The sequence below is a fragment of the Ochrobactrum sp. XJ1 genome (assembly GCF_024701725.1).
Lineage (GTDB): Bacteria > Pseudomonadota > Alphaproteobacteria > Rhizobiales > Rhizobiaceae > Brucella > Brucella anthropi.
Genome location: NZ_VDGD01000015.1, coordinates 12,067 through 37,403 on the forward strand (window position 1 = coordinate 12,067; position 25,337 = coordinate 37,403).

A 25,337-nucleotide genomic window follows, 5' to 3' on the forward strand; every position below is an offset into this window, starting at 1 on the left:
CTCAACCGGCCAATCTTGCGGCCTAAAAAACTGCATCGGCTTCAGAGAGGCCTATAAGACTACAAGCGGTTTTTTTGAACTGTGGTTCCGATGGAGATAGTCACTGCAAACGTTTCGCCGTTTCTATCTATCGGTAAGGAGCGGATGGCTTCCTCGAGTTCTAGCGCGACACGGGAAGTAACAACGGCGCTCTTTCCGGCAGCACAATTGCGAATTCTTCTCTGTTGATACGGCCGAGAGCTGTGTGGTCAGGCTTGCCGTCGAGCGCCGTGAATTCATCGATGTCGAGCATCATATTGGCAACCGCCGAGTCATTGAATGGTCCCCAACGATTGCTTCCGAAACCTCGTATACATCACCCCAGTTTGCAACAATAGTCAATGTATCCGAATAGGCAATAACTTCAAGATCGGGTGAGCGCGCATAGACAGGTGTGTTTGCCGCGCGAGGGGAAATTTGAGAAGCGGAGAAAGGGTGAAGGAAACAACAGAGGTAAAGTCCTAATGTCCTGTGTGGTGCTTGATGTAAGGGCATGCCGCGTAAAGAAACAGGAACATTACTGACATAAAACTCGCTTGGTGCAATAACCAGGACCATTCGGTCTCCGGAGCTTGGCCTCCTACACGCTCTGTGGTTCTCGCGATTGCATAGACAAGCAGCGCAGCGGCAAACAGTATCGAACTCCTACTGAAAGCGAAGTTGCGAAGTTGAGATGCGCAGATCAGTGTTTGTCTTGGGTTAGCACGAGCTATCACGCTAGTTAGTGCAGCAGCAACAATCAACGCACTGATAGACACGATGCCAATGCCGAGAAACTCCGCTCTTGCTTCAATGTTCAGCATCACGCAGAACATCACACACAGCAAGACAGAAAATACCCTTTCCGCACCACGCGTTGTCGAAATGCCATAAGCGCTTGCCATCACCGCGTAGACACAGACCATTGTAGTAATCTGAAGAATTGCAGTTGATCCTGCCTCGTGGTTCGTCGTTGTTCCCACCTGCAGCAACATGAGTGATCCGACGATGTTGACTGCGCCGATAAAGACGAAACACCGTACCATCATCCTGTCGATTTCATAAGTTTTCATAAGTTCGTCTCTTGGTAGATTATAATCGCTTCGCCAACGCCAAGTGGTTTGCAACTATGGTGCTTCCTGGAATTTGAATTGAACTTCACGGACACGGAAAAGCGACGCGTCCAAAAATGACGCACAATTGAGATCAAAGAGCGCAACGTTGTGGCCATCGTGCGAAAATGCCGTTTTGTAAATTATCCCGTCGTATCCCTCAGTCTTGAAGACCTCGGCCAATATCTGGGTCGCCGCATATCCGGCTGTATTGTCGCTACGCACCACGGGCCGGGAGAAGGCATAGTCGATATGAGACCAAACCTGATTTTCGACGTCGTCACTCATCAGCTCGGCATGTTTCCCGTCGAAAGGCTGCGCAAAGCGACTGCAATCGACGACCACGAGATCCCTTATGGCTTCAAACCGCGCTACCGAAACGATAGACCCAATCCCTGGTCGCACTTCCGACATGGCTGCTTCCCGGTCAGTAGCGAAATATAGGGAGGAGATGCCTTTCGGGTTCACCCGCCCTTCGTACGCGCGGTCATCCCACGGTTTCATGCGCGCCTCAGGATGTGGCAAGGGATTCCGCTGTCCAGCATCGACTTCATCTGTCCAGCGATGTCCGATCTGGGCACGCCAGAAGACCGTCCCTTGACTGATCGTGCTCAAACGTTTTGGGCAAGTGGCCACCACCGCATCGAGAAACCGCGCGGCCCTCGCTGAACGCACGTAACGCGACCGGCGAGCCACTTCGTTCTCGAATTGCCAGAATGTATTGACATCTTCGAAGCGGGTATCACTCATTGATTACTACCTTCAGGTTAGCGGAACAGCACCACCGGCACCTTGCAGGAGCGGATTGTCTCCGTTGTTGTGGAACCGATGAACAGGTTGCGGAGCCGCGAATGACTGAAAGCACCCATCGCAAGCAGATCGAAAACCTCTCGGTCCACCGTCTCCGAAATCACTTTGTCAGCCGCCCCCTTTACGATGGCGACTTCAGGAACGATGCCAGCTGCCTTAAGCATAACAGCCGCATCATCGAGCTTTTTGCGGTTCTCCGGGCTCTCCTCTCCTGCCATGATCAGTTTGCAGTCAAGGCCACTGAGGATCGGACTCCGGGAGATTTGATCGACCATTTTCAAGGCCGTTGCTCCGCCGTCATAAGCGATCAATAGTTTATTGATTGGATTGAACCCGCGCGAAGTAATCAGAATGGGTTTATGCGTGGAACGAACCACCCTTTCCAGATTTGAGCCAAGATGCCCTTTCGCAAAGTCAGCTCCTTCACCGCGCTTCCCGATGACGATGATATCCGTAACGGTTTCGAATTCACGTACGGTTTCAACCAGATCACCGTTACGCAACTTCGTATCTACGTTGGCAAGGCCTGCTTCCTGTAGTCGGGCCTTCGCTTCGTCCAACAGCAAACGACCACGCTTGTGGGCGACTCTGGCCTTCTGTTCATCGAGCTTTGCCAATTCCTCAAGAAGGACGGTACGAGCACCCAGTCCAATGCTGCCACTAAGATCAACCTGTTCTGAAGCAGTATCGCGTCGGCCAATCACGTGAATGAGTTCCACATTCACTTTCGTTCTAGATGCTATCCACGAGATATGGTCGCATACACTCTGTGCATAGGTCGAGCCGTCGATCAATCCGAGTATATTAGTCATTAGCGTTCCTCCCTCAGTGACCCATCAGGCGTTCCATGGCGCCGGGTTTGTCGTGAATGGCGAGTTTGTCGACAATGGTCTCACTCGCCTCGTTCATGCCCAGAATGTTAACTTCTGCGCCTTCGCGGCGGAATTTCAGGACGATCATATCGAGAGCGGAGACACTGGAAATATCCCAGATATGAGCGTGACTGACGTCGATTGTGACCTTGTCCAGAGACTCCTTAAAATCGAAAGCTTTGTTGAAATCGTCTGCTGATACGAAGAAAATCTGACCCTGGACAGTGTATGTGCGATGCGAACCATCTGGTGAGAGCGTTGAGGTGACGCGAAAAATTTTCGAAATCTTCCATGCGAAGAACACGGCTGAAAGAAGCACGCCGATGAGAACGCCGATGGCGAGATTGTGGGTGTAAACCACACCGACCACAGTCGCTATCATGACGATTGAAGAAGAACGCGGGTGAACAGTGAGGTTCTTGATTGAGGACCAGGAGAACGTGCCAATCGATACCATGATCATGATGGCGACAAGCGCTGCCATGGGAATCTGGCTGACGAGATCGCCAAGTACCAGAATCATAAACAACAGGAAGACTCCGGCACAGAAAGTCGAAAGACGCCCTCGTCCTCCAGACTTAACATTGATCATGGATTGGCCGATCATCGCACAACCGGCCATGCCACCCAAAAATCCAGTGACCGTATTGGCGATGCCCTGGCCCACGCATTCGCGGTTCTTGTCACTCGGTGTATCGGTGAGATCATCGACAATCTGAGCCGTCATCAACGATTCCAGTAATCCCACGACTGCCACAGCCACAGAATATGGCAGGATTATCAAAAGAGTTTCGAGATTGAACGGAATCTGCGGAATTAGAAATACTGGCAACGTAGATGGCAGCTCGCCCATGTCACCCACTGTTCTGACGTCAAAGCCCCACCAGACTGACAGCGCTGTTAGCACAATGATGCAGACGAGAGGCGAAGGAACAGCCTTTGTGACATACGGGAACAGATAAATGATGCCGAGCCCCGCAGCGACGAGGACATAAGTGAGCGTGGGCACATTGGTCAACTCCGGCAACTGCGCCAAGAAGATGAGGATTGCCAACGCGTTCACAAAGCCAGTCATGACCGATCTGGATACGAAACGCATCAGATAACCGAGTTTGAAGATACCGGCCATGACCTGGATGATGCCGGCGAGGATGGTTGCCGCCAACAGGTATTCGACGCCATGTTTCTTCGCTAGTGTGATCATTAGCACGGCGGTTGCCGCGGTCGCGGCAGAGATCATGCCCGGACGACCGCCAACGAAGGCGATCAGCACGGCGATTGAGAAGGAGGCGTAAAGACCGACTTTCGGATCGACGCCAGCGATGATTGAAAAGGCGATGGCTTCGGGAATGAGGGCCAGCGCCACAACGAGGCCTGCAAGCGCATCGCCTTGCATGTTTCCAAACCATTCGGTTCGTATTCGGGTTAAAGTATCGTTCGACAAAATGGGACTCCTCCTTTCCGCTTTTCGCAAGCGGACGGCGTGTGAGTTTTGGCCGCCACCAGATGGCAGCGATGAATACGAGGTGCGGTTATTCCGCGGCACGGCTCGAAAGCGTGATCAATGACGCCTCCATCTCCCGAAGCCGATTTTCGGCTTCCTGGATGTAGTCGCGTTGCTGCGGCACAGCGGCTTGCTCTCGGGCGAGCTGGATCTGAAACACCATCATGCCTTGGTGGCGGAACGCCGTCTCCGAGGAGGCAAGATAGAATTCCCACATCCGGGCAAAACGCTCGTCATAAAGCCGGACTGCTTCCCCACGTCGCGCCATGAAGCGATCTCGCCAGGCTTTCAGCGTCTCGGCATAGTGCAGGCGCAGGATCTCGATGTCGCAGACAATGAGCCCTTGGCGCTCAATCGCGGGCAGCACTTCTGAAAGCGCCGGGATATATCCGCCCGGAAAAATATACTTATGGATCCAGGGATTGGTGTGGGACGGCCCGTCACTGACACCAATCGAATGCAACACCATGACACCGTCAGGCTTCAGCAGGGATCGCACCTTGGTGAAAAACTCGTCATAGTGGCCCACGCCGACATGCTCGAACATTCCAACGGAGACGATACGGTCGAACTGCTCTTCCAGGTGCCGGTAGTCCTTCAGATGGAATTGCGCATTCCCGGCAAGATTACGCCCATGCGCCCGTTCGTTCGAGATCGCGAATTGCTCTTGCGAAAGTGTGACCCCGATAACGTCAGCCTCTGTCATTTCCGCCATGTAAAGCCCCAGACCACCCCAACCGGAGCCGATATCGAGCACCTTCTGGCCTGGCTCTATCAACAGTTTCGCTGTGAGGTGTCGCTTCTTGGCGAGTTGCGCTTCTTCCAACGAACAGCCGGCGTTCTCGAAATACGCGCAGGAATATTGGCTGTCGCTATCAAGAAACAGGCGATAGAGGGAGCCGTCTAGGTCATAGTGGTGAGCCACATTATCTTTTGCGCGCCCGACCGGATTATGCTGATGGAAACGCCTGCGCAGCCCGGTTAGCCATCGACGAAATCTCGCCGGGCCGGTCAGCGAGTAGACACTGGAGTTCTTGAACACGACTTCGAGAAAGGCGTAGATATCCCCCTCCTCGACGACAAGCTTGCCTTCCATGAAGGCTTCGCCGAATGCGAGCTCGGGATTCAGCATCAATGACCAGAGTGTCCGGATGTCCTTGATGTGAAGCGTGACGGGATCGCCGGTGCCGTCACCAAATGAAGCGCGACGGCCTGAAGGATAGATGATCGACAGATGACCGATCTTGATGTGCTGCGTAACAAAGCGATCGAAAAACGATGACATTCAATATCCTGAATACGTCGTTCTCCATGGACGCACGCGCGAACCCGCAACATATCCGAGTTACGAATACACTGTTTGAACGTGACCACCGATGAACATCATGCGGCGAAAAGACCGGCACGATAGACGGATTTCAGGCGAGCAGAATTTCCATGGGAATAACCAACGGGGACTCCAAGCAGTCAAAACGACTGTATGGAGTGAACTTGTGGCCGGGGGATAGGCGCCCGGAGAAGCCACCCGCCGTGGCGGGTCCGATGCGGAATCACTAATGATTCAGAATCAGTGATATTGCAAGCATTAATTGATCCGACTTAATCAGTCTAAGTCTGTGGTTCGCATCTCTCACGATGCTGATGGTTGATAGGGGCTGCTTCTGCGCACTTATAGCTTGCAATGACATGATAGTTGATCGAAGTGCTGGGTACTCAACCAAAGTTTGAAAAGTTTTCAAGATTTTTTCCTCGGTCACCCACTTGAATGTTGATCATTTTATAGCAATATTGACGCCATCAACGGACCCTTTCACGGGTGGCTACTCCGGGCGCCTATCCCCCGGCAACCCACGTACTTTAATCGCAGACTGTTTAGCGGTTTCCGTGTTCTGTTTTTCTGGTCTTGTTTTGACGTTCTCCGATATTCCACCAAGCAATAGTGATGAATCCGCTACGACCTCGCCTTGCGAGCTTTCGAAGCAGATAACTTGCTTTCCAACGAATGAGGCTTTGCGACAGTGTCGAATAAAGTGAAAATACATTATAAAGACGAGAGAAGTTTTGGCATATTGATTGCTATAGTTTTTTTGATTGTTTTTGCCTACCTTTCTGTATTTCGAGACGAATACAATTTCGCTCTTATCGCGATTTCATCGATCTCTTTATTCGCAGCATTGTTCACGCCACGTATTCTGCGCTGGCCAAATCTGCTTTGGCGAAAGCTCGGAATATTTCTGGGCAGAATTGTCTCGCCAATAGTGCTCGGCTTGATTTTCCTGTTTGCCGTTTTCCCAACAGGAATTGCCATGCGCCTGCTGGGAAAAGACCCGCTGCGTCTGAGAAAGCAGCATGCCATTCAATCATACTGGGTCGACCGTTCGCAGCGTACGGTTTCGTTCACTGATCAATTCTAGGGGGATAAGTGTATTTTTTCGGAGAGTTCTTCAGATTTCTCGTATCGCGCCAAAAGTACTGGCTTTGGCCGATGACTTTCGTGGTCGTCATTGTTGGCGGACTTCTGGTTATCAGTAGCGGTTCTGCTGTGGCACCATTCATTTATGCAATTTTCTGACGTGACGCCATTATGTGCAAGCTTGCACCAAAAAATTGCTTCGTGTCATGGGTTCTTTTGCAGATTGAAGGATGAATAATTGGGTCGAATTATACTTGGAGTGTCGGCATACTACCATGACAGTGCAGCAGCGCTAATCATTGACGGCGAAATTGTAGCTGCCGCTCAGGAAGAGCGATTTACGCGCATCAAACATGACCCAGCTTTTCCCGTCAGATCGATTGAAAGCGTATTGAAGCAGGCAGGCATTACACCCCGGGAAGTGGATATTCTCGCTTTCTATGATAAGCCATTTCTTACCTTTGAAAGGCTACTTGAAAGCTATGCCGCTATCGCTCCGAATGGATTGCGTTCATTTGCTCGAGCTATGCCAATTTGGGTGAAGGACAAGCTTTTCCAAAAGCGAAACTTAGCAAAGGCATTTAGCGAACACTTCGAAGTTGACATATTTGACCGAATTCGCTTCTCGGAACATCATTATAGCCACGCAGCCAGTGCGTACTACCCCGCCCCATTCGATGACGCCACAGTACTCACGGTAGACGGTGTAGGAGAGTGGGCGACAACTACGATTGGCGTCGGCATGGGGGCAGATCTCACGCTTGTTCAGGAAATCAATTTTCCTCACTCAATCGGATTGCTTTATTCTGCTGTCACTTATTATCTCGGGTTCAAGGTCAATAGCGGTGAGTATAAGGTTATGGGGCTGGCGCCTTATGGCAGCCCTCGTTTTCATAACCATCTCCTGGACAACGTGATCGATCTGAAACCAGATGGATCGTTTCGCCTGAATCCAGACTACTTCAACTTTATCGGAGGGCTCACGATGACGCGTGATGAACCCTTTGAACGGTTGCTTGGTGTAAAACGCCGCGTTCCTGAACATGAGAACCTGACTCAGGACCATATGGACCTGGCTGCATCGATACAGTCGGTGACGGAGGAAATTCTGTTGCGCATAACTGACTATATTGCGGAGCGCTATCCTTCCGAGAACCTCTGCCTGGCGGGCGGTGTCGCATTAAACTGCGTAGCCAATGGAAAAATTCTCCGGCGAGGTAAATTTAAGAACATCTGGGTCCAACCCGCAGCTGGAGATGCAGGAGGTTCGCTTGGAGCGGCACTTGCTGTCTGGCACAACGAATTTCAGCAACCGAAACATCCCAGCGGCACTGATGCAATGAAAGGAGCGTACCTCGGCCCCGAGTTTTCGCAAGCGGAGATTGAGGAACGCCTAGATAGCGTTGGAGCGTCTTACACAGTCGTTACCTCGGATCAAGAACTCGTGGAAACAACCGCAAATCTTCTCGCGGAAGGAAAATTCGCCGGATGGTTTCAAGGTCGTATGGAGTTTGGGCCGCGATCTTTAGGTGCTAGATCTATAATCGCGGATCCGAGGTCCTCGAAGGTACAACGGGATCTCAATCTTAAAATAAAATATCGCGAAAGCTTTAGGCCGTTCGCACCAGCCATTCTGGCAGATGACGTTTCCCAGTTTTTTGATTTTACAGGGCCCAGTCCATACATGCTGTTTGTGGCCAATGTTCTTGTAGAACATCGCCTCGAGCTGACAGCTGATCAGGAACAGCTATTCGGGATTGAAAAGCTCAACATTCCTCGATCAGTTATACCCGCTGTGACTCATGTTGATTACTCCGCGCGATTACAAACGGTGCATCCAGAGACGAACCCATTATTCCACGCCCTGTTGTCTTCATTCAAGAAAATTACTGCTACCCCGATACTGGTGAACACCTCGTTTAACGTGAGGGGGGAACCAATAGTGTGTACACCTGAAGACGCGTTTCGCTGCTTCATGGGCACCGAACTCGATATATTGGTTATCGGGCGCTGTATCCTATACAAGGATATGCAAAGTATTCGTCCCGACCCGTCGTTCAAAGAGGCATATGAACTTGATTAAACGTGCGGGTAAATTCCTGAAAGTCGTTCTCTTAAATCTTCTCATCTTCGCGGTACTACTGGAGTTATCGCTAATTGTTCTGGCGCGTGCGGGCTACATAAACGTGTCACTACCTAGCTACTCAGTCGATTATGCGAAGCCATTCTGGGCCGATAATAACCCTCACTGGGGTGTTTGGCATAATCCCAATGCTACAGTGCGCCATTTGACTTCCTGTTTCGATGTCACTTACCGCTCCAACAAGTATGGTATGCGGGATACTGAAAGGCAGAAGCAATCCAATGTACCAAGAGTTGTCGTTTTAGGTGATAGTTTTGCTGAAGGCTGGGGTGTGGACGATCATCAACGTCTTACAAATATTCTTCAAGAAAAGACGGGAATTCCGCATTTGAACTTCGGGACTGCCGGTAGCTTTGGCACAACGCAAGCGTTCGTCCTTTATCGTGAATTGGCGAGCCAGTTTGACCACGATGCGATAGTCTGGCTGATTTTGCCAGCCAATGATTTCGCAGACGACACGCCGACACCTTCAAAACTGATGAAGGGAGCACGCTGGCGCCCATATTTTGCGGCGACTGATACGGGCTATGAGATAATTTATCCTGATGGGGAATTTAAAGAAAAAACACGCTGGGCAATATTTCGTCGAAACTTGCCCTTAGAGTTCCTGATGACCGCACGCGCATATTATCATTATCGGACCTATTTCGATTGGTCCCAACAGCAAAAAGAGATTGGGGTGCCTTTACCAACCGCAGTGACGGGCTCTGCTTATTACGATTTCACCGACGATCAGTATGCGCGTATGGCGCAGGGGATCCGAGAGTTAAAAAAACTCGCCGGTGAAAGACCAGTCACAGTTGTCACGATCCCGCGCCCAGCAGACGTCCAACGTCTTAAAGCTGAGCAGGTAGTCCCGCCTTTGAGAAGCAGGCTTGAGAAATTAGCCTCGTCGCTTGGCATTGATTACGTTGATTTACTTGCGAACATCGATGACGAAGATACCACCAGACACTTTATCCCGTGTGATGGCCATTGGACCCATGAAGGGAACCTGTTCGCAGCACAGCGAATTGCGGATGCCGACTTTTATCAGACAATCGAAAGCAACTTACCCTAACTGTCCGGTTGTGAGACTTCATTGGCATAGAAGATGACTTTATCGACTTTTCCCATGATGTCCTCCTGCTTTGCTGGTTCGTACTGGGGATGCAAACGTCTTCGATGCCTCCGATTGTTGTGCAACATAAATATCCACTTCGATTTGACCATAGCCGTTATCCTAAAGAGCCGCGAGTACCTTGTCTATCAGAGGCTACGTCGAAATATTTGCCAGCATCGCGATACGTCTGGCATCGTCACATACTGCATGAAAACATTCAATCAGTGTACCGCTGCCGTCATGGGATCGTTCAAATATCGAATCTTCAAGCGAAAGAAATTGCCAGATCAGCTCGAAGGCTTCTTTCGGATCATTCGGCGCTATTTTTTCAGCAATCGTTTTACACTGCGGTTCACCCCATACGCGTCAGCAGGTCAGATTGGTTGGCGGTTTCTGATTTAGAGTATGAGGCAAGAATAGGCTCGACCAGCCTTTTGTAGATAGATGCGGCTACCTTTCCAGATTGCTAGTCAAGAATATCTGCCACAAAGCATCAGCGGCCGAAAGAGCCCCTGAATTATAACAAGAGGCTGTCGCCAACTGAAAAGACCCAGAGTATTCGAGAAGTTAACTGTAAGCGGTCAGCCGATAGCGTTAGACTTGAAGTTCCAAGGCATAAGGGCTTCGATTTCGGTTACAGGCCAGCCTTGAGCAATGCGGCTTAGTGTTTGGGATAGCCAGTCGAGCGGATCGACGCTGTTCATTTTGCATGTCTGGAGAAGCGTGGCCAGTGTAGCCCAGGTCCGTCCACCGCCTTCGCTTCCGGCAAACAGGCTGTTTTTCCTCGTGATTGTCTGTGGTCTGATCGCACGCTCGACAATATTGCTATCGATTTCGACGCGGCCATCGGTGAGGAAGCGCTCCAGGGCCTCGCGCCGGGTGAACGCGTAGCGGATCGCCTCGGCGGTTTTGGACTTGCCCGAGACTTTACCCAGTTCCTTTTCCCACAGGTCGAAGAGGCGGGCGACAATGGTTTCGGACTGTTCCTGACGGAACGCGGCGCGGATGTCGGCATTCTTGCCGCGAACCTCATCCTCGATCTTCCACAATTTGGTCATAGCGATGACCGTATCCGTTGCAGCCTGCGAGATCCCGCTGACGTGCAGATCGTAAAATTTGCGGCGCAGATGTGCCCAGCAGCCTGCGAGCTGTATCTGTTCATTGCGCCCAGCCTTGGCTTGCGCCTTGATCATGCTCGTATAGGCGCCATATCCGTCCACCTGCAGGATTCCGTTGAACCCGGCAAGATGCCGCGCCACGCATTCTGCGCCCCGACTGTCTTCAAAGCGATAGGCCACCATTGGTGGACTGCTCCCACCATAGGGGCGATCATCGCGTGCATAGGCCCAAAGCCATGCCTTGGTGGCTTTTCCCGAACCGGGAGCCAGAGTGGGCAAGGTCGTCTCATCGGCGAAGACCCTTTCACCTTCCTTGACCCGTTCCAGGATATAATCAGCGCATATCTGAAGCTCGAAGCCCAGATGCCCCATCCATTGCGCCATCAAACTCCGGCTGATCTCGACGCCATCTCGCAAATAGATTGCTTCCTGACGGTAAAGTGGAAGGCCATCGGCGTACTTGGAAACGGCGATATAGGCGAGCAGGCGCTCTGTCGGCAGACCACTCTCGATAATATGTGCAGGCGCGAGCGCCTGCACCACACCATCATGGTTCCGGAATGCATATTTGGGGCGACGTGTCACGATAACCCGGAACTTCGGGGGCACGACGTCCAGGCATTCCGAGCGATCCTCGCCGATCAGGACCTTTTCCAGCCCCTCGCAACCAGCTGGAATCTCCGGTTCGATGACTTCCTCAATGCGTTCGAGATGAGCGGCAAAGCCCTTGCGCGGACGTGATGCCCGTTTCGGCTTGCCCCTGGCCGCATCGTCAAGTTCGCTCTGGATCGCCGAGAGACCGGTTTCCACTTCCTCGAAAGCAAACGATACCTGTTCATCGCTAACACCAAGGCGTAATCGTTCAGAGCGCCGGCCGTGCTGGGTGCGCTGCAAAACCTTCATGATGGATGTCAGGTTGGCAATCCGTTCGTTGGCGCTCTTCTCCACTGCCTCCAGCCGGGCAATCTCAGCTTCAGCAGCCTTCAACCGGGCTTCCTTTTCAGCCTGCTCACGTGCCATTGCGAGCACCATAGCTTTCAGTGCGTCAACGTCATCCGGCAGATCGTGAAGCGGTAAATCCATGAGGCTGAGTAGAGCATAAAAGCGGCCGTTTTCCCAACCATTACAGCATCATGAATCATCTTGCCGCAGGCGCTATCACCCCGTCAGCAAAGGGCGTCTTGTCCTGTTCGGGCGGATCTTTTTCCAGTCCATTCCGGCCAACAAAGCCATGAGCTGAGAATGGTCCAGACGTATCCTCGCAACTGACAGGCCCGGCCAGCAAAAGCCACGGTCCTCAAGCGTTTTCGAATAAAGGCAAACGCCACTTCCATCCCACCACACAATCCGGACCCGGTCGGCACGTTTTGACCGGAAGACATAAAGCGCGCCATTGAAAGGGTCGAGACCGCCATCACGGACAACTGCCATCAGGGAAGCGGCTCCCTTGCGGAAGTCGACGGGCTGACAGGACACATAAACAACCACACCGCTGGAAATCATGCCTTGCGAGCCGCCCTCAGAACCTTCACCAGGTGATCCGGATCGAAGGCTGAACCGACGCGAACTACCATATCGGCGACAACAATATCGATCGAAGCGCTACACGTCGTTTCAACACGTGCAAATCTGGCCGGACTGGCCGTTCCCGCTGTTACTGGTGAAACAACACCAGACGCAAGCGCCTTACGACGCCATCCATAAAGCTGCGAGGGATCCAGACCTTCAGACCGTGCAACCGCCGAGACGTTGGCCCCGGGCTGCAACGACGCAGCCACAATCCGCGCCTTCTCGTCATCCGACCAGTCACGCGGCCGCCGTCGGCTTCGCACAGGTTCCGCCGTCAAAACCTCGAATGTCCGGGCCTGATTCACAGTGTCGCTCATAGGATTCTCCGCATGATTCATGCAGAAAATCGCCCATCACACCGACGAAAGATACGTGGGGTAGCCTACCCGCTTACAGTTAACTCCTCAAAGTCTCCCGTGCTTCTCGAAGATCGATTTTGGCATTATAGCCATGTTTTTCGAGAAGGTGCAGCAGGTTAGAGCCAGTGAACAGGGTGATTGGTTTGCCGGATGAAAATTTGTACGCATCGGGCCCATAATCAGCCGTGGTAATCAACACACCTCGTGAAGCACCTTCATGCTGCATGGTTCCGAACAGGTCACGAACTGCTGAAACGCCAACGGTTCTGGTGTAACGCTTCGCCTGAATAACTATTTTACCACCAGTTATTGGGTCAGGATCAAAGGCAACTGCATCCACGCCGCCGTCGCTGCTTGATTGAGTAACCTTAACTTCTCCGCCGCGTGATGCGAACTCTTTTTCAAACAACTCGCGAACCAAGTGCTCAAAATCTCCCCAATCCATCGCCGCAAGGTTTGTAGCATTGTCTAGCGCATCTATCGTTGCGCGACCGTCCACAAACCTGCGGTCCTCTTTGCTCATCTCTATCACTGGCGGTATTGCTGCCAATGAAGACAGGGAAGCAGCGGACACACCTTTGAGGCTTTTAAAACAAGCTTTTGGCTCAATGCGATTGAGGTCGATGCTCATAAATCTCTCGCGCTCTACGAGAACAGACATGATGCAGGATGTAACGTCTTGTCCGCTACTGCGATCAATGTAGCTGGTAGTGCCATTGAACAGGATCTGTTCAATGTTGTGAGCTTCGTCGGCTTCAAACAATTCGTGAATAGTGCGCAGGCAAATTTGATAGCAAACTAGGTCAAAGTTTGCCTTCTTCTCACGATCAGAGATGTGCGTTTCTTTCATCTCACCGGTGCTTGCAACAAACCGGACCTGCTTTAATGTCGGCATTTCGTCGGGGGAAGGGAGTGAATATTCAAGCAGGAGCACTTTTCCTTCCGCTTGATATTCCATCTGGAACGACTTTTCGAATAAATCCGCGTAATTTGAGCGCTCTAATACGAGCGATGCATGCTCGATAACAGAATCCGGTTCACCAGCAATCACCCCTGCTGCGAGCGCGTCGACCTTCGCATTGTGGCTGGCCTGCTCCGCCTTGAATGTTGCTTCTAGTTTTGTCTCTGTGGCTTCAAAGGCTGATTGTGTTGCTTCCCAATTTTTCACTGCCACTTGATGTTGAACATCATTCTCAGCGACACGCGCTTGCCAACAATCTAACGCTGATCGGTTGGTTTCGTTTACCGCCGCAATCTTTTTCTTAGCCTGTCCGAAAATCCGATCCCAAATTGAGATAACGGGCTGTCTTTCAACTGGCCGATCAATCAAAGACTGGCGAGGTGCAGGATCTGTGAAGCGCTTTCTTGGATAATTGCCCTTTTTCTTAAGTGCTCCCCAATCCACACGGTCATCGACCTTCAGCGTATGCGCTAAAATGGAGCCGAGCCGTTCAAGATTGCTCTGCGCATCAATTGTGGCTGCGTCCGCAGCATCTTTACCGGCTAGAACCTGTGACTTAGCCAAGTGTAAATCGTATTTCTTATCCCATGAAGCGATAAGCGCATCCACTTTTCCTTGGAGCAGATAAAGCTCTGGAGCACTTAAATCCTTATGCGTGCTAAGCCCATCATGCCAAAAGTCGATAAAGTATCTTAGTATTCGTGAGCCATCCGCGCTATATTTTGCCTGAAGCTTACCTGCTCTGATCGATTTTAAGTGTCGCGAGTTTACTGTGATCTTTGACATTCCCAGCCCCAATGATTTGCCCGAAGTCATCAAAGCTGAGTCGCTATTCCAAGTCGAGTTGGTTCACGCTTTTCTAATCCTGTAATCAAAGCGAGCGATGTGCATTTTCCTGTGGCTGCTGATGCAGTCACATTACCGAGTGTGAGAATTACAATATCTTGAACCAATACGAACCGCCGGCACGCAATCCGATCTCGCTCCACACCTAAATTCCGTCCGGCGTATCCATGCTTATGGAACTGTTGGGCTATCACAAGCTGGCGTATATTCCATTTGAAGGAATCTTGAATGCGTGCAACTAGGTGCCTAGATGCACCATCGAGCTTCGATAGCTTAAAATAGGGTGACAACAAAGATCGAGATAGCAATAACAAGATGCCTTGACGTGACCAAAAATACTCCATAATTTCAATATTCATAGAAATCTCAAACTAACTTGTGGCTTGAAGCGCTCGGGCAGGCGCTGACGCCTTGTATCTCTCGGCACCTCCAAGCATTTAACGAGGATTGATATTATGAACGAGCGGCAAGTCCTGGATGCATTTGGCGCGCTCTCACAGCAAACACGACTACAGGTCATTCGTAAGCTGGTCATCGCCGGCCCGAGCGGATTGGCGGCGGGTACGATTGCGGAAACTGTGAACGTTTCGCCTTCCAACATTTCCTTTCATCTCAAAGAACTGGAACATGCTGGCCTGATTAGTGCTCAGCGAGAATCACGCTCCATCGTCTACAGCGCGAATTTCGAGACGCTCAACGGCTTGGTCCGTTTCCTGATGGAAAACTGTTGTTCTGGTCAATCTGACGCCGGTTGCGCGCCTTCCGAACTGGCCGTGTCAGATCCTTAACAGCCTCGGAACGCAAATGTCTTAATCCTACAATACGGAGTAGCCCCAATGGCCGATCTGCCAGCCGCCTCAGATGATCTCATTCGCCAGCCCAACCTTGATGCGCTTCGCCCGGCTTATTCGCAGCACAAGCCCCGGATACTGATCCTTTATGGATCGCTACGGAAGATTTCGTTCAGTCGCCTTCTGGCGGAAGAAGCTGCACGGCTTCTCGCGCACCTCGGATGCGAGGTTCGGATATTCAATCCCGAAGGTCTTCCTCTTCCTGATGGAGCGCCAGACATCAATCCCAAGGTTCAAGAATTACGCGACCTTTCTCTCTGGTCGGAAGGCCATGTCTGGGTCAGCCCCGAGCGGCACGGTGCGATGACCGGCATCATGAAGGCGCAGATTGACTGGATTCCCCTCACGACCGGTTCCGTGCGACCTACGCAGGGCAAAACCTTGGCCGTCATGCAGGTCTCCGGCGGCTCGCAGTCGTTCAATGCTGTCAATCAACTGCGCATTCTCGGTCGCTGGATGCGGATGATCACGATTCCGAACCAGTCGTCCGTCGCCAAGGCATGGCAGGAATTCGACGCCGATGGCCGCATGAAGCCCTCGGCCTATTATGATCGCGTCGTCGATGTCTGCGAGGAACTGGTCAAATTCACACTGCTGACCCGCGATGCCTCCGACTACCTGACAGACCGTTACAGCGAACGGAAGGAAGAGGCCGCAAAGCTTGAACAGCGCGTGGATCTGAAGTCGATATGAGCGAGCGCCCGCCCGTCGGCACTATCCTTGCCCTGGGCCTCACCCAGATCATCGGCTATGGAACCCTTTATTACAGCTTCAGCATCCTTGCGCCTGATATGGCGCGAGATCTGAACTGGTCGACAGAGTGGATTTTCGCAGCACTTTCCGCGGCTCTCCTTTTGGGCGGCTTGACTGCGCCCTGGCTCGGCCATGCCATTGATCATTTTGGCGCAGGACGGGTGATGACGACCGGCTCCGCAATTGCTGCGGTAGCCTTGATCGCCTGTGCCTATGCGCCGGGTAAGACCGGCTTTGTCGCCGCCCTGATCGTGATCGAGATCGCCGCCAATCTGGTTCAATATGGGGCCGCCTTTGCGCTGCTGGTACAGGCAAGCCCCCACACCGCCCAGCGCAGCATCACCTACCTGACCTTGATTGCCGGCTTCGCCTCGACAATCTTCTGGCCTTTCACCACAGCATTGCACGCCAACTTGTCGTGGCAGAACGTCTACCTGGTGTTTGCCGGGCTCAATTTGCTCGTCTGCCTGCCGCTCCACGCCTGGCTGTCTTATGGACTTGCCAAGGGTAAAGCAGAGGCACAAAACGGCACGGCGCAGATCGTCGAGGGAAGTCTGAGCCCGGATGTCCGGCAGTTCGGTTTCAAGTTGATGGTGGTGGGATTCTCGCTGCAATCTCTCGTCAGTGCGGCGATCCTGGTGCATATGGTGCCGCTGTTGTCGGGTCTTGGCCTTGGAGCCACCGCCGCCATTGTCGGCACGCTGTTTGGTCCGTCGCAGGTACTGAGCCGGTTCACCAATATGGTGCTTGGCGGCAACCTGCCGCCGCTGGCTTTGGCAACGATTGCCGCCACATTGATCCCCGGCGGCATACTGATCCTGATCCTCAGCGCTCCGTCGGTAGCAGGAGCCATGGCTTTTGCAGTTGTCTTTGGTTTGGGCAGCGGTCTTTTCAGCATCGTCACCGGTACTTTACCGCTGATGCTGTTTGGCAGCGATGGCTATGGCAGGCTTCAAGGCAAGGTCATGGCCGCACGGTTGATACTGTCAGCCACCGCACCCTTTGCGCTAGCGTTTGCCATCGCCCATATCGGCACAATGTGGTCGCTCACCATTACAACGGCGCTTGGCGCCTGTGCAGTTGTCGCCTTCCTTGGAATTGCGCGCTTACAGTGCCGCGACAAGTCTCGGGATCAACTCGCGGGCCGTCCGGCCTGAACCCAGAAGCGTCGCCGAGGCGGCCCCAGTCCAGTTCCCATAACCGGTAAGCCAAAGGCGTGGCTGCTTGATCGAGCGCCCCTCATCCACATCAACCCTGCCGTCCCCTGTAATGACGCCGAGATCCTGGAGATGATCCAGCGCTGGGCGAAATCCGGTGCACCATATGACGGCGTCAATATCGCTTCTGGTCCCGTCCTGCCAGACGACGCCATCCCGATCAAAGCGTGAGAACGGCCGCACGGAACCCAGCACGCCGCGATCCCGTGCGTCCTTTACCGGGGGAACCATGACAATGTCGCCAAGGCTGCCAATTTCTGGGCCACTCGCCCCGCCAAGCACCCGTGCGGTGGCGCGCTGGAATAGCACGTGTCCGTCGACATCATCGGGAAGGAAAACCGGCGCTTGAGGCGTGACCCAGATGGTTTCGGCGACTTTTGATACTTCTGCCAATATCTGTGCCCCGGAATTGCCCCCGCCCACAATGGCGACCCGCTGGCCGGCAAAGGCGTCAGCATCCACATAATGGGCTGAGTGAAGCTGGCGACCTTGAAATATCTCGCGCCCCGGATAACCGGGAACGAACGGATGGCCCCATGTGCCGGTGGCGCTCAAAACGCTACGGGCGTGCCAAGTTTTGTCTTCACCTATCACCTCAAGCCCGCCATCGACGTTTCTGACGGACTGGACCACAACCGGTCGCTCAATCGGGAACTGATAGCGCTCCTCATATCGGGCCAGGTAATCCAGCACTTCACCTCTGGCGGGATAGGTCGCCTCGGTCTTCGCCGGCATCATCCATCCCGGAAGCGAACTGAAGGATGCCGGTGAAAACAGATGGAGTGAATTCCACGCATGTCGCCATGCACCACCGGGTCCTTCTTCAGCATCAAGGATCACGAAGCTGACGCCGGCACGCCGCAGATAGTAAGCCGATGCGAGGCCAGCCTGGCCCGCACCGATCACGACGACATCGAAAATGTCCGAAGACATTGCGCTTCCTTACTTTTTACGCAGCCGGGTTTCCGGCCGACTTGGTAAAATACTTGCGGCCCATCCAGAGTGCCATCTGCACTAGCAAAATCAGCACCGGAACTTCGACCAGGGGGCCAATCACCGCGGCAAATGCTACCGGAGATGCCAACCCGAAGGCGGCAATGGCAACCGCAATGGCAAGCTCGAAGTTGTTACCAGCCGCTGTGAAAGCCACCGCCGTGGTGCGAGGATAGTCGGTTCCAACAGACTTCGCCATCCAGAAGCTGACAAGGAACATGATGAGGAAGTAGATCGTCAGCGGAATGGCGATCATCACCACATCACCCGGCAGGCGCAAGACATCCCCGCCCTTGAGGCTGAACATGGCGACAATGGTGAACAGCAGTGCGGCAAGCGTGATCGGGCTGATTTTCGGCAGAAAGACAGTCTCATACCAGTCACGTCCCTTGGTCGCGGTCAGAATACGGCGCGACAGATAGCCCGCAAGAAACGGGATGCCGAGATAGATCAACACGGCTTCCGCAATCGTCCAGAAAGAAACATCGATGACGCTGCCTTCCAATCCAAACAGCGGCGGCAGGACGCTGAGGAAAAACCAGGCATAGACGCTAAAGAACAGAATCTGGAAGATGGAGTTGAAGGCTACAAGACCAGCAACATACTGGTTGTCACCTTTTGCAAGCTGGTTCCAGACCAGAACCATGGCGATGCAGCGGGCAAGGCCGATCAGGATCAGGCCCGTCATATATTCAGGATAATCCCGCAGAAAAATGACCGCCAGCGCAAACATCAACACCGGACCGATGATCCAGTTTTGCAGGAGCGAAATCGCCAGAACCCGCTTATCGGCAAACACTTGCGGCAGTTCCTCGAAGCGCACTTTTGCCAGAGGCGGATACATCATCAGGATGAGGCCGATGGCAATCGGAACATTGGTGGTGCCAACGGACAGGCTGTCGAGCGCTGCAGGCAGGCCGGTAAAGACAGTACCGAGCAGTACCCCCAATGCCATGGCGGCAAAAATCCAGACGGTCAGGTAGCGGTCGAGGAACGACAGGCGTAGTGTTGGTTCTTCGGGACGCATTGGCGTTCTCCTTGGCAGATAATCATCGTCCGCAGCCTTGCCATTAACACTGCGGCTACACGAGTTCGGCTTGAATGTCTTGCACTAGACGACGCGACGTCCAGTCCGGTCGACGACGACCTCGCCATCTTCCTTGGTAAACGCAGCCTGCTGGCCAGCTGGAAGAATATCCAGCACTACTTCCGATGGACGGCACAGCTTCACACCCATCGGAGCGACGACGATCGGGCGGTTGATCAGGATGGGATGTTCCATCATTGCATCGACCAGTTGCTCATCGGACAAAGATGTGTCGCCCAGACCGAGGTCGGAGAACGGTGTTCCCTTTTCGCGAAGGAGGTCGCGCGGGGAAAGTCCCATCCTGTCGATCAGCTGCTCCAGCAAAGCGCGCGATGGCGGGGTTTTGAGATACTCGACCACATGGGGTTCGATGCCGGCGTTGCGGATCATCGCGAGTGTGTTGCGTGAGGTCCCGCATTCCGGGTTGTGGTAGATGATAACGTCCCAAGATTTGTTCATTCAACTTACACCGTTTCGCTTGACTGGAGAAAGAGTACGGAGACCGAGGCGCCGACGAGATAACGTCGCCCGTTTCTTTACTCGGTCGCATCCGTCATCTGGTATTAATTAGTTACCTCTTGAACACCGGTGGCCCCCTCCATCCTGCCAATCTGCCGCAGCCGTGTTTGCAGCGCCATACGATCGATCGACGCGAGTGGGAGGCTGAGGAATGCGTTGATACGGTTCTTCAGGAACCGCGCGGCCTGCGCGAATGCCCGCTGGACCTCTACTTCGGTTCCGGTCACGGCTGCCGGATCCTCGACACCCCAATGGGCTGTCATCGGGTGACCGATCCATACCGGGCAGGCTTCACCCGCTGCACTGTCACAAACGGTAAAGATGAAATCCATCTGTGGCGCACCCGGTTCAGCGAACACGTCCCAGCTCTTGGACGAGAAGCCTGTTGAAGCATACCCAAGCGCTGCGAGTTCTTTGAGCGCGTGCGGATTGACTTCGCCCTTGGGCTGACTTCCGGCCGAATAAGCCATGAAACGACCGTCGCCGTCCTTGTTGAGGATGGCTTCGGCAAGAATGGAACGTGCGGAATTGCCCGTGCACAGGAAGAGCACGTTATAGGTCTTTTCGGTCATATCTGTGATCCGTAGTTAGGTTGGGGGTCGGGTAAGCTTCATGATGGTCGCCGATGATGGGCAGAGAGAGGAAAGCTGCCGTGTCGCGAGCACTGCGGCTGGCAGATTGTCGCGTTGAACCTCAATGAACCCGAGGCGCTCAAAGAATGGCGATGCACTCGTGGTCACAAGGAAAACATCGCTGCCTGGCTCGACGTGCGCCAGAACCGCCTCCACTGCTGCACGTCCTGCACCCTTTCCTCTTTGACCCGGCAGCACGACTACTGATCTCAGAAGATGGTCGCCTTCGCATGCTTCAAGACCTGCGAAGGCGACAGTCCTGTCGTTGTCGTCCACAATCCTGAAGAAGGTCCGCCCCTCGTCCTCGACGTCATCCGTCGGAAGATCGGCGCCCGAGAGTGCTTTTTTGAGATCGAGGTCGCTCCCGCTCAATCGTTCTACCGTGAGCGCGCTCATGCCGGACTTTCCTGCGGAACCGGTATACAGCAAGGCGTAAGCTCGGCGATAAGTGGGGCGCACAGTTCCGCCGATCCACCGCAGCAATCTTTCAGGAGAAACAGCGTCATGTCACGAAGCTGTTCAATCTCGGCGCGATACATGATGATTCTGCTGTGCCGTTGCGAGGACACGAGCCCTGCCCGCGACAGAATGTTCAAATGCGCCGACATAGTGTTTTGTGGCACTACGAGCGCACGCGCTATGTCGCCTGCCGGCAGCCCTTCCGGCGCATGCTTAACAAGCAGCCGAAAAGTCTCAAGACGGGTTGGTTGAGCGAGCGCTGCAAGCGCGAGAATTGCCTGTTCTTGTTCCATATATCCAGATTACTGGAATTATGGACGAAGTCAACACGTTTGTTCAATGGTGCCCTACTCCGGCCTTTCCATCAGGACTGCTCGAAACCAAACCGCAACGATGCTAGTGGTCGCGCTGCGAGGCCGAAATCCCGGTATGTCAAGCTCACACGAGCGCCTTGCGTACAGCGGCCGAGACGCATTCGGCCAGAATGACCGTGGCCAGAATGACGATGAAAATCGTTGTCACCTGGGGCCACGCCAACATGTTCAGAGAGGACTGCAACTTGAGGCCGAGCCCCCCTGCACCCACCAGGCCAAGGATCGCTGATTCCCTTATATTGATATCCCAACGAAATACGGTAATTCCCAGGAACGAAGGCAGGACCTGCGGCACAATCGCGTAGTCGATTACCTGCATGCGGCTCGCCCCGGTAGATGAGACGGCTTCGACCTGTTTCTGGTCAATCTCCTCAATCGTCTCGTATAGGAGCTTGCCGACAAAGCCAATTGACCGCAGCGCGATCGCAATGATGCCGGCAAGCAGTCCAGGCCCCAGGATCGAGACGAGAAGCAATGCCCAGATCAGCGAGTTGATGGAGCGCGATGCCACGATCAGGAAAAGTGCGATCGGCCGAAGGACAAACAGGCAGGGCGTGGTGTTGCGAGCGGCAAGGAAAGCTATAGGCACCGCCAGAACAGTGCCAGCAAGCGTCCCCAGCGTTGCCATATTAAGCGTGTCCCAAAGCGGAGTGATGAGCTCGCTCACATAGAACAGGCGAGGTGGAAAGGCGCGGCTTAGAATGTCACCGCCTTGCCGGGGCGCATCGTAGATAAACGCCCAAATTGTATCTTTGGTCATGATCTGCCAGCAGAATACGCAAAAGGCGACAAGTAGCAACCAGGCGATCCACTGGAAGAGCTCACGGCCGGGTGTCAGCTTACGCCAATTCCTGTTGCCATCAAGGGAATGTGAAACTGGCATTATTGAACACACTTGCGAATGAGGCTCGAGCCGTATTCGGCGAGCATGACGATGACGATAATGAGGATCAGCACAGCACCCGCGCTGTCGTACTCGTATCGGTCAATTGACGTGTTGAGCGTTGCACCGATACCCCCTGCTCCGACGATGCCGATGACGGCCGATTCACGGAAATTGATGTCAAACCGGTAGAGCGAAAGTCCGATCAGCCGCGGCATCACCTGAGGTTGAACCGCATAGTTGACAAGTTGCAGCCACGAAGCGCCGGTGGCACGGATGGCCTCTGCCTGCTTTTCATCGATTTCTTCGATAGCCTCAGCGAGGAGCTTCGCGATGAAACCGATCGTTGCGAAGGTGAGCGTCAGGAAGCCCGCGAATGGGCCGAAACCAAACATTGCAACGAGCAGGATCGCAATGATGATCTCCTGGAAGGCACGCGAAATGGCAATGATGGAACGGCACGCGTAGTAGACGGGCGCTGGCGCAAGATTACGCGCCCCTCCGATGCCAATCGGGATGGAAACGAGGATACCAACGATTGTCGAGGTCAAAGTCATCGTCAGGCTCTCTTCAAGCCCCTTCGCGATGTCACGCCAGCGCGTGGTAAAGTCTGGGACCAGAAAGCCTTGCAGGAAACGCCAGCCACGATCGAGCCCTTCGTAGGCACGCGCCCAGTTTACTTCGATGGTCGCAACGGCAACGATGATATAAATCAGCGCGCCCCCATAAACCAGCAAGCGCAAAGCCGCGGACCTGATGAACAGTGGTGGCCGCCGCCACATCGAAGGATAGCTCGTCGAGAGTACCCCGGCCATCACAAGGCTCCTGCCATGCGCTCGTCCGCCCGTTCTCGTTCAATAACGGCGAGACGCTCTTCCTCGGCATCATCCTGGGCTTGCTTTTGCATGGCAACCCAGTCCTCTTCACCGTAGATGCTGGTAAGTGCAGCTGTGTCGAGTTGATCGGGCGTACCGTCGAAGACTACCTCGCCGGCACGCAGGCCGATGATCCGTTGAACGAAGGCCTGCGCCAACAGGACGTCATGGATATTGATGACCGCCGGCAGGTTTCGTTCCCTGCAGATCTCCACAATCAGCCTCATGATTTGCCGCGAGGTTTTAGGGTCGAGCGAAGCGGTCGGCTCATCGACCAGAAGCAGTTCAGGGTCTTGCTCCAGCGCTCGCGCGATACCGACGCGCTGTCGCTGACCGCCTGAAAGAGCGTCAGCGCGTTTGTCGGCATGGGCCGTCAAACCAACCCGGTCAAGAAGCGCGAATGCGTTCTGCACGTAGTCTGCTGGGTAGCGGCGCAGGAAGCTGCGCCAGAACGGCACGTAGCCAAGCCGACCGGACAGGACGTTTTCCATCACGGTCAACCGCTCGACTAGCGCATACTCCTGGAAGATCATGCCGATACGGCGCCGCGCGACCCTGAGATCGGACCGCGACAGCGCGGTCACGTCGCGCTCGCCAAGAAATATCTTGCCAGACGTGGGTTCGATCAGTCGATTTACGCAGCGGATGAGACTGGATTTGCCGGCTCCCGAGGGACCGATCAAACCCACCACCTGGCCGGCAGGGATTTCCAATGTGATCCCGTTGAGCGCCTTGTCGCCGGTCTTGTAGGTTTTGGTGAGCCCCGTGATCCTGAGCATTGTCGTTCTCCGCCTTTAAAACATGAGTAAGCGCCGGGCCGCGAACGCCCCGGCGCCTATGTTCACGCGTCTTTATTTGCACGCGTAGGTGACGCCATTGGCTTCATCGATCTGGCGAATGACTGCCCAATGCTCCTTGAAGGTGATCGGAATGAAGGCCTCCTGAGGCGGCTCGGAGGTCTGGAATTCCTTCAGCAGGGCGGAGCCTTCCCAGTTAAACGTGAAGAACGCGTCCTTGATCTTTTCCTGCAGTTCCGGGGTCAGGTTGTGAGACACGCCATATCCGGTGGTCGGGAAGGTCTGCGACTTGTAAATGGAGACGATCTGATCCGCCTTTACGACATCGCGGGCGACCATGCGCTTCATCACCGAGTTTGCAACAGCCGCCGCAGGATAGTCCTTGTTTGCGACACCCAGGATAGAATTATCATGCTTTCCGGAAAAGACGGGTTCGAAGTCGGCACCGGCTGCGAGCTTGTATTCGGCCTTCAGCAGCGCTGAGGGTGCCTTGAAGCCGGAATTCGAAGTTTCAGATGTGAAAGCAAGTTGCTTGCCTTTCACATCCTCGATCTTCTCAACACCTGAGCCTGGATAGGTAATGATTTCCATCTCGTAGCCGAAGGTGCCGTCCTTGGAAGCCATCATCGCGAACGGCCGGAACCCGGCGCAGGCGACAGCGATCGGATTGGAGCCGGTATTGAAGCCGGAAACGTGCAGGCGACCGGCGCGCATGGCTTCAATCTGAGCCGCGTTTTCCTGCACCGGGAAGAACTGAACCTTCTTGCCGGTCTTTTGCGCAAGGTGATCGAGGAAGCCTTTCCAGACATCCGCGTAGACGGCCGGGTCTTCAACCGGGGTATAGGCGAATACCAGCGTATCGGGGTCGATGAGCTGGGTGGCATCAGTCGGAATGTCGGCGACCATGTCACCGTCCGCATCCGCGTAGCGAGCGTCGAGTTTGAATTCCGCCTGGGCAGGCATTGCAAATGCTACGGATATCGCCAGTGCGGCCACAAGCTTCTTCATCAGGTTCTCCATCGATGCAAAACACACAAACGCTTATTGGGCAGTTGCGCTACAGAAATATG

At 53.8% G+C, this 25,337-nt stretch carries 28 protein-coding genes, 1 pseudogene and 2 other annotated features; of the genes and pseudogenes, 7 read left to right on the plus strand and 22 right to left on the minus strand.

Annotated elements, in window-relative coordinates; all coding sequences use genetic code 11:
• Positions 1–160: 160 nt before the first annotated feature.
• From FG152_RS22610 to FG152_RS22635, 6 genes are all read right to left on the minus strand, one after another.
• Positions 161–295: a hypothetical protein gene (locus tag FG152_RS22610; protein WP_255414852.1), complete on the minus strand. Its 135-nt coding sequence runs from the start codon at positions 293–295 to the stop codon at positions 161–163.
• A 205-nt stretch (positions 296–500) separates the two neighbouring features.
• Positions 501–1,091 (minus strand): hypothetical protein, encoded by a 591-nt coding sequence (locus tag FG152_RS22615; protein ID WP_125303355.1) that lies wholly within the window; start codon positions 1,089–1,091, stop codon positions 501–503.
• A gap of 54 nt (positions 1,092–1,145) precedes the next feature.
• Entirely contained in the window at positions 1,146–1,880 is a 735-nt protein-coding gene (locus FG152_RS22620) for an RES family NAD+ phosphorylase (RefSeq protein WP_125303352.1), read from the minus strand.
• A gap of 17 nt (positions 1,881–1,897) precedes the next feature.
• Positions 1,898–2,752 (minus strand): universal stress protein, encoded by an 855-nt coding sequence (locus FG152_RS22625; protein WP_498988549.1) that lies wholly within the window; start codon positions 2,750–2,752, stop codon positions 1,898–1,900.
• A gap of 13 nt (positions 2,753–2,765) precedes the next feature.
• Positions 2,766–4,208, minus strand: a complete 1,443-nt coding sequence (locus FG152_RS22630) for a SulP family inorganic anion transporter (RefSeq protein WP_498988551.1) — start codon at positions 4,206–4,208, stop codon at positions 2,766–2,768.
• A 136-nt stretch (positions 4,209–4,344) separates the two neighbouring features.
• On the minus strand, positions 4,345–5,601 hold the full coding sequence (locus FG152_RS22635) for a cyclopropane fatty acid synthase (RefSeq protein WP_125303310.1): 1,257 nt from the start codon (positions 5,599–5,601) through the stop codon (positions 4,345–4,347).
• Between the two features lie 206 nt (positions 5,602–5,807).
• Positions 5,808–5,860: a sequence feature (sul1 is cis-regulatory element that is thought to sense ions involved in sulfur or methionine metabolism; They are found in Alphaproteobacteria), on the minus strand.
• Between the two features lie 255 nt (positions 5,861–6,115).
• Positions 6,116–6,166, plus strand: a sequence feature (sul1 is cis-regulatory element that is thought to sense ions involved in sulfur or methionine metabolism; They are found in Alphaproteobacteria).
• A gap of 168 nt (positions 6,167–6,334) precedes the next feature.
• Here FG152_RS22635 and FG152_RS22640 point away from each other — a divergent pair.
• From FG152_RS22640 to FG152_RS22655, 4 genes are all read left to right on the plus strand, one after another.
• Entirely contained in the window at positions 6,335–6,730 is a 396-nt protein-coding gene (locus FG152_RS22640; protein WP_125303313.1) for an SxtJ family membrane protein, read from the plus strand.
• A gap of 8 nt (positions 6,731–6,738) precedes the next feature.
• Positions 6,739–6,888 carry a DUF5989 family protein gene (locus FG152_RS22645; RefSeq protein WP_255414850.1) on the plus strand — a complete coding sequence of 50 codons (150 nt, stop codon included), beginning with the start codon at positions 6,739–6,741 and terminating at the stop codon, positions 6,886–6,888.
• 79 nt (positions 6,889–6,967) lie between these two features.
• A complete protein-coding gene (locus FG152_RS22650) occupies positions 6,968–8,812 on the plus strand; it encodes a carbamoyltransferase family protein (protein WP_125303316.1) in 1,845 nt (614 codons plus the stop codon).
• The gene (locus FG152_RS22655; protein WP_125303319.1) at positions 8,799–9,932 is read left to right on the plus strand and encodes a GDSL-type esterase/lipase family protein; all 1,134 of its coding nucleotides are present in this window, start codon (positions 8,799–8,801) and stop codon (positions 9,930–9,932) included. Before FG152_RS22650 ends, FG152_RS22655 begins: the two co-directional genes overlap by 14 nt.
• A gap of 198 nt (positions 9,933–10,130) precedes the next feature.
• On the opposite strand, the pseudogene FG152_RS22660 reads toward FG152_RS22655, so the two are convergent.
• The 6 genes and pseudogenes from FG152_RS22660 to FG152_RS22685 all read right to left on the minus strand — a co-directional run.
• A pseudogene (locus tag FG152_RS22660) lies at positions 10,131–10,328 on the minus strand (DUF6880 family protein); the annotation flags it as partial.
• A gap of 227 nt (positions 10,329–10,555) precedes the next feature.
• On the minus strand, positions 10,556–12,175 hold the full coding sequence (gene tnpC, locus FG152_RS22665) for an IS66 family transposase (protein WP_256886320.1): 1,620 nt from the start codon (positions 12,173–12,175) through the stop codon (positions 10,556–10,558).
• A 75-nt stretch (positions 12,176–12,250) separates the two neighbouring features.
• A complete protein-coding gene (tnpB, locus tag FG152_RS22670) occupies positions 12,251–12,595 on the minus strand; it encodes an IS66 family insertion sequence element accessory protein TnpB (RefSeq protein ID WP_100649048.1) in 345 nt (114 codons plus the stop codon).
• The gene (locus tag FG152_RS22675) at positions 12,592–12,978 is read right to left on the minus strand and encodes a transposase (protein WP_105541262.1); all 387 of its coding nucleotides are present in this window, start codon (positions 12,976–12,978) and stop codon (positions 12,592–12,594) included. The genes tnpB and FG152_RS22675 overlap by 4 nt, the downstream gene beginning before the upstream one ends.
• A 79-nt stretch (positions 12,979–13,057) precedes the next feature.
• Positions 13,058–14,767, minus strand: coding sequence for a restriction endonuclease (locus tag FG152_RS22680; RefSeq protein ID WP_256886322.1), 1,710 nt, complete (start codon positions 14,765–14,767; stop codon positions 13,058–13,060).
• Positions 14,768–14,796: 29 nt separating this feature from the next.
• The gene (locus tag FG152_RS22685; RefSeq protein WP_256886323.1) at positions 14,797–15,186 is read right to left on the minus strand and encodes a hypothetical protein; all 390 of its coding nucleotides are present in this window, start codon (positions 15,184–15,186) and stop codon (positions 14,797–14,799) included.
• A 96-nt stretch (positions 15,187–15,282) separates the two neighbouring features.
• Between FG152_RS22685 and FG152_RS22690 the strand changes: the two genes are divergently transcribed.
• The 3 genes from FG152_RS22690 to arsK are packed head-to-tail and all read left to right on the plus strand — an operon-like array spanning position 15,283 to position 17,588.
• Positions 15,283–15,615 (plus strand): ArsR/SmtB family transcription factor, encoded by a 333-nt coding sequence (locus tag FG152_RS22690; RefSeq protein ID WP_094574624.1) that lies wholly within the window; start codon positions 15,283–15,285, stop codon positions 15,613–15,615.
• 48 nt (positions 15,616–15,663) lie between these two features.
• On the plus strand, positions 15,664–16,371 hold the full coding sequence (gene arsH / locus FG152_RS22695; RefSeq protein ID WP_125302882.1) for an arsenical resistance protein ArsH: 708 nt from the start codon (positions 15,664–15,666) through the stop codon (positions 16,369–16,371).
• On the plus strand, positions 16,368–17,588 hold the full coding sequence (gene arsK, locus FG152_RS22700) for an arsenite efflux MFS transporter ArsK (RefSeq protein ID WP_125302884.1): 1,221 nt from the start codon (positions 16,368–16,370) through the stop codon (positions 17,586–17,588). Before arsH ends, arsK begins: the two co-directional genes overlap by 4 nt.
• Here arsK and FG152_RS22705 read toward each other — a convergent pair.
• The 10 genes from FG152_RS22705 to phnD form a co-directional block, all read right to left on the minus strand.
• Entirely contained in the window at positions 17,538–18,581 is a 1,044-nt protein-coding gene (locus FG152_RS22705; RefSeq protein ID WP_125302887.1) for an ArsO family NAD(P)H-dependent flavin-containing monooxygenase, read from the minus strand. The genes arsK and FG152_RS22705 overlap by 51 nt on opposite strands.
• Before the next feature lie 16 nt (positions 18,582–18,597).
• Positions 18,598–19,668, minus strand: coding sequence for an ACR3 family arsenite efflux transporter (gene arsB, locus FG152_RS22710; RefSeq protein WP_125302889.1), 1,071 nt, complete (start codon positions 19,666–19,668; stop codon positions 18,598–18,600).
• An 84-nt stretch (positions 19,669–19,752) separates the two neighbouring features.
• Positions 19,753–20,187 (minus strand): arsenate reductase (glutaredoxin), encoded by a 435-nt coding sequence (arsC, locus tag FG152_RS22715; RefSeq protein WP_125302892.1) that lies wholly within the window; start codon positions 20,185–20,187, stop codon positions 19,753–19,755.
• Between the two features lie 104 nt (positions 20,188–20,291).
• The gene (locus FG152_RS22720) at positions 20,292–20,819 is read right to left on the minus strand and encodes an arsenate reductase ArsC (protein WP_125302894.1); all 528 of its coding nucleotides are present in this window, start codon (positions 20,817–20,819) and stop codon (positions 20,292–20,294) included.
• Positions 20,820–20,834: 15 nt separating this feature from the next.
• Positions 20,835–21,275, minus strand: coding sequence for an arsenic resistance N-acetyltransferase ArsN2 (arsN2, locus tag FG152_RS22725; protein WP_125302897.1), 441 nt, complete (start codon positions 21,273–21,275; stop codon positions 20,835–20,837).
• Entirely contained in the window at positions 21,272–21,631 is a 360-nt protein-coding gene (locus FG152_RS22730; protein WP_125302899.1) for an ArsR/SmtB family transcription factor, read from the minus strand. Before FG152_RS22730 ends, arsN2 begins: the two co-directional genes overlap by 4 nt.
• A gap of 145 nt (positions 21,632–21,776) precedes the next feature.
• Positions 21,777–22,595, minus strand: coding sequence for a phosphonate ABC transporter, permease protein PhnE (gene phnE / locus FG152_RS22735; protein WP_125302902.1), 819 nt, complete (start codon positions 22,593–22,595; stop codon positions 21,777–21,779).
• On the minus strand, positions 22,595–23,410 hold the full coding sequence (gene phnE / locus FG152_RS22740) for a phosphonate ABC transporter, permease protein PhnE (RefSeq protein WP_125302905.1): 816 nt from the start codon (positions 23,408–23,410) through the stop codon (positions 22,595–22,597). The genes phnE (FG152_RS22735) and phnE (FG152_RS22740) overlap by 1 nt, the downstream gene beginning before the upstream one ends.
• Complete coding sequence (gene phnC, locus FG152_RS22745; RefSeq protein ID WP_125302907.1) at positions 23,410–24,249, minus strand: phosphonate ABC transporter ATP-binding protein; 840 nt, start codon at positions 24,247–24,249, stop codon at positions 23,410–23,412. The genes phnE (FG152_RS22740) and phnC overlap by 1 nt, the downstream gene beginning before the upstream one ends.
• Positions 24,250–24,321: 72 nt before the next feature.
• Positions 24,322–25,275, minus strand: coding sequence for a phosphate/phosphite/phosphonate ABC transporter substrate-binding protein (gene phnD / locus FG152_RS22750; protein WP_125302910.1), 954 nt, complete (start codon positions 25,273–25,275; stop codon positions 24,322–24,324).
• Positions 25,276–25,337 lie beyond the last annotated feature (62 nt).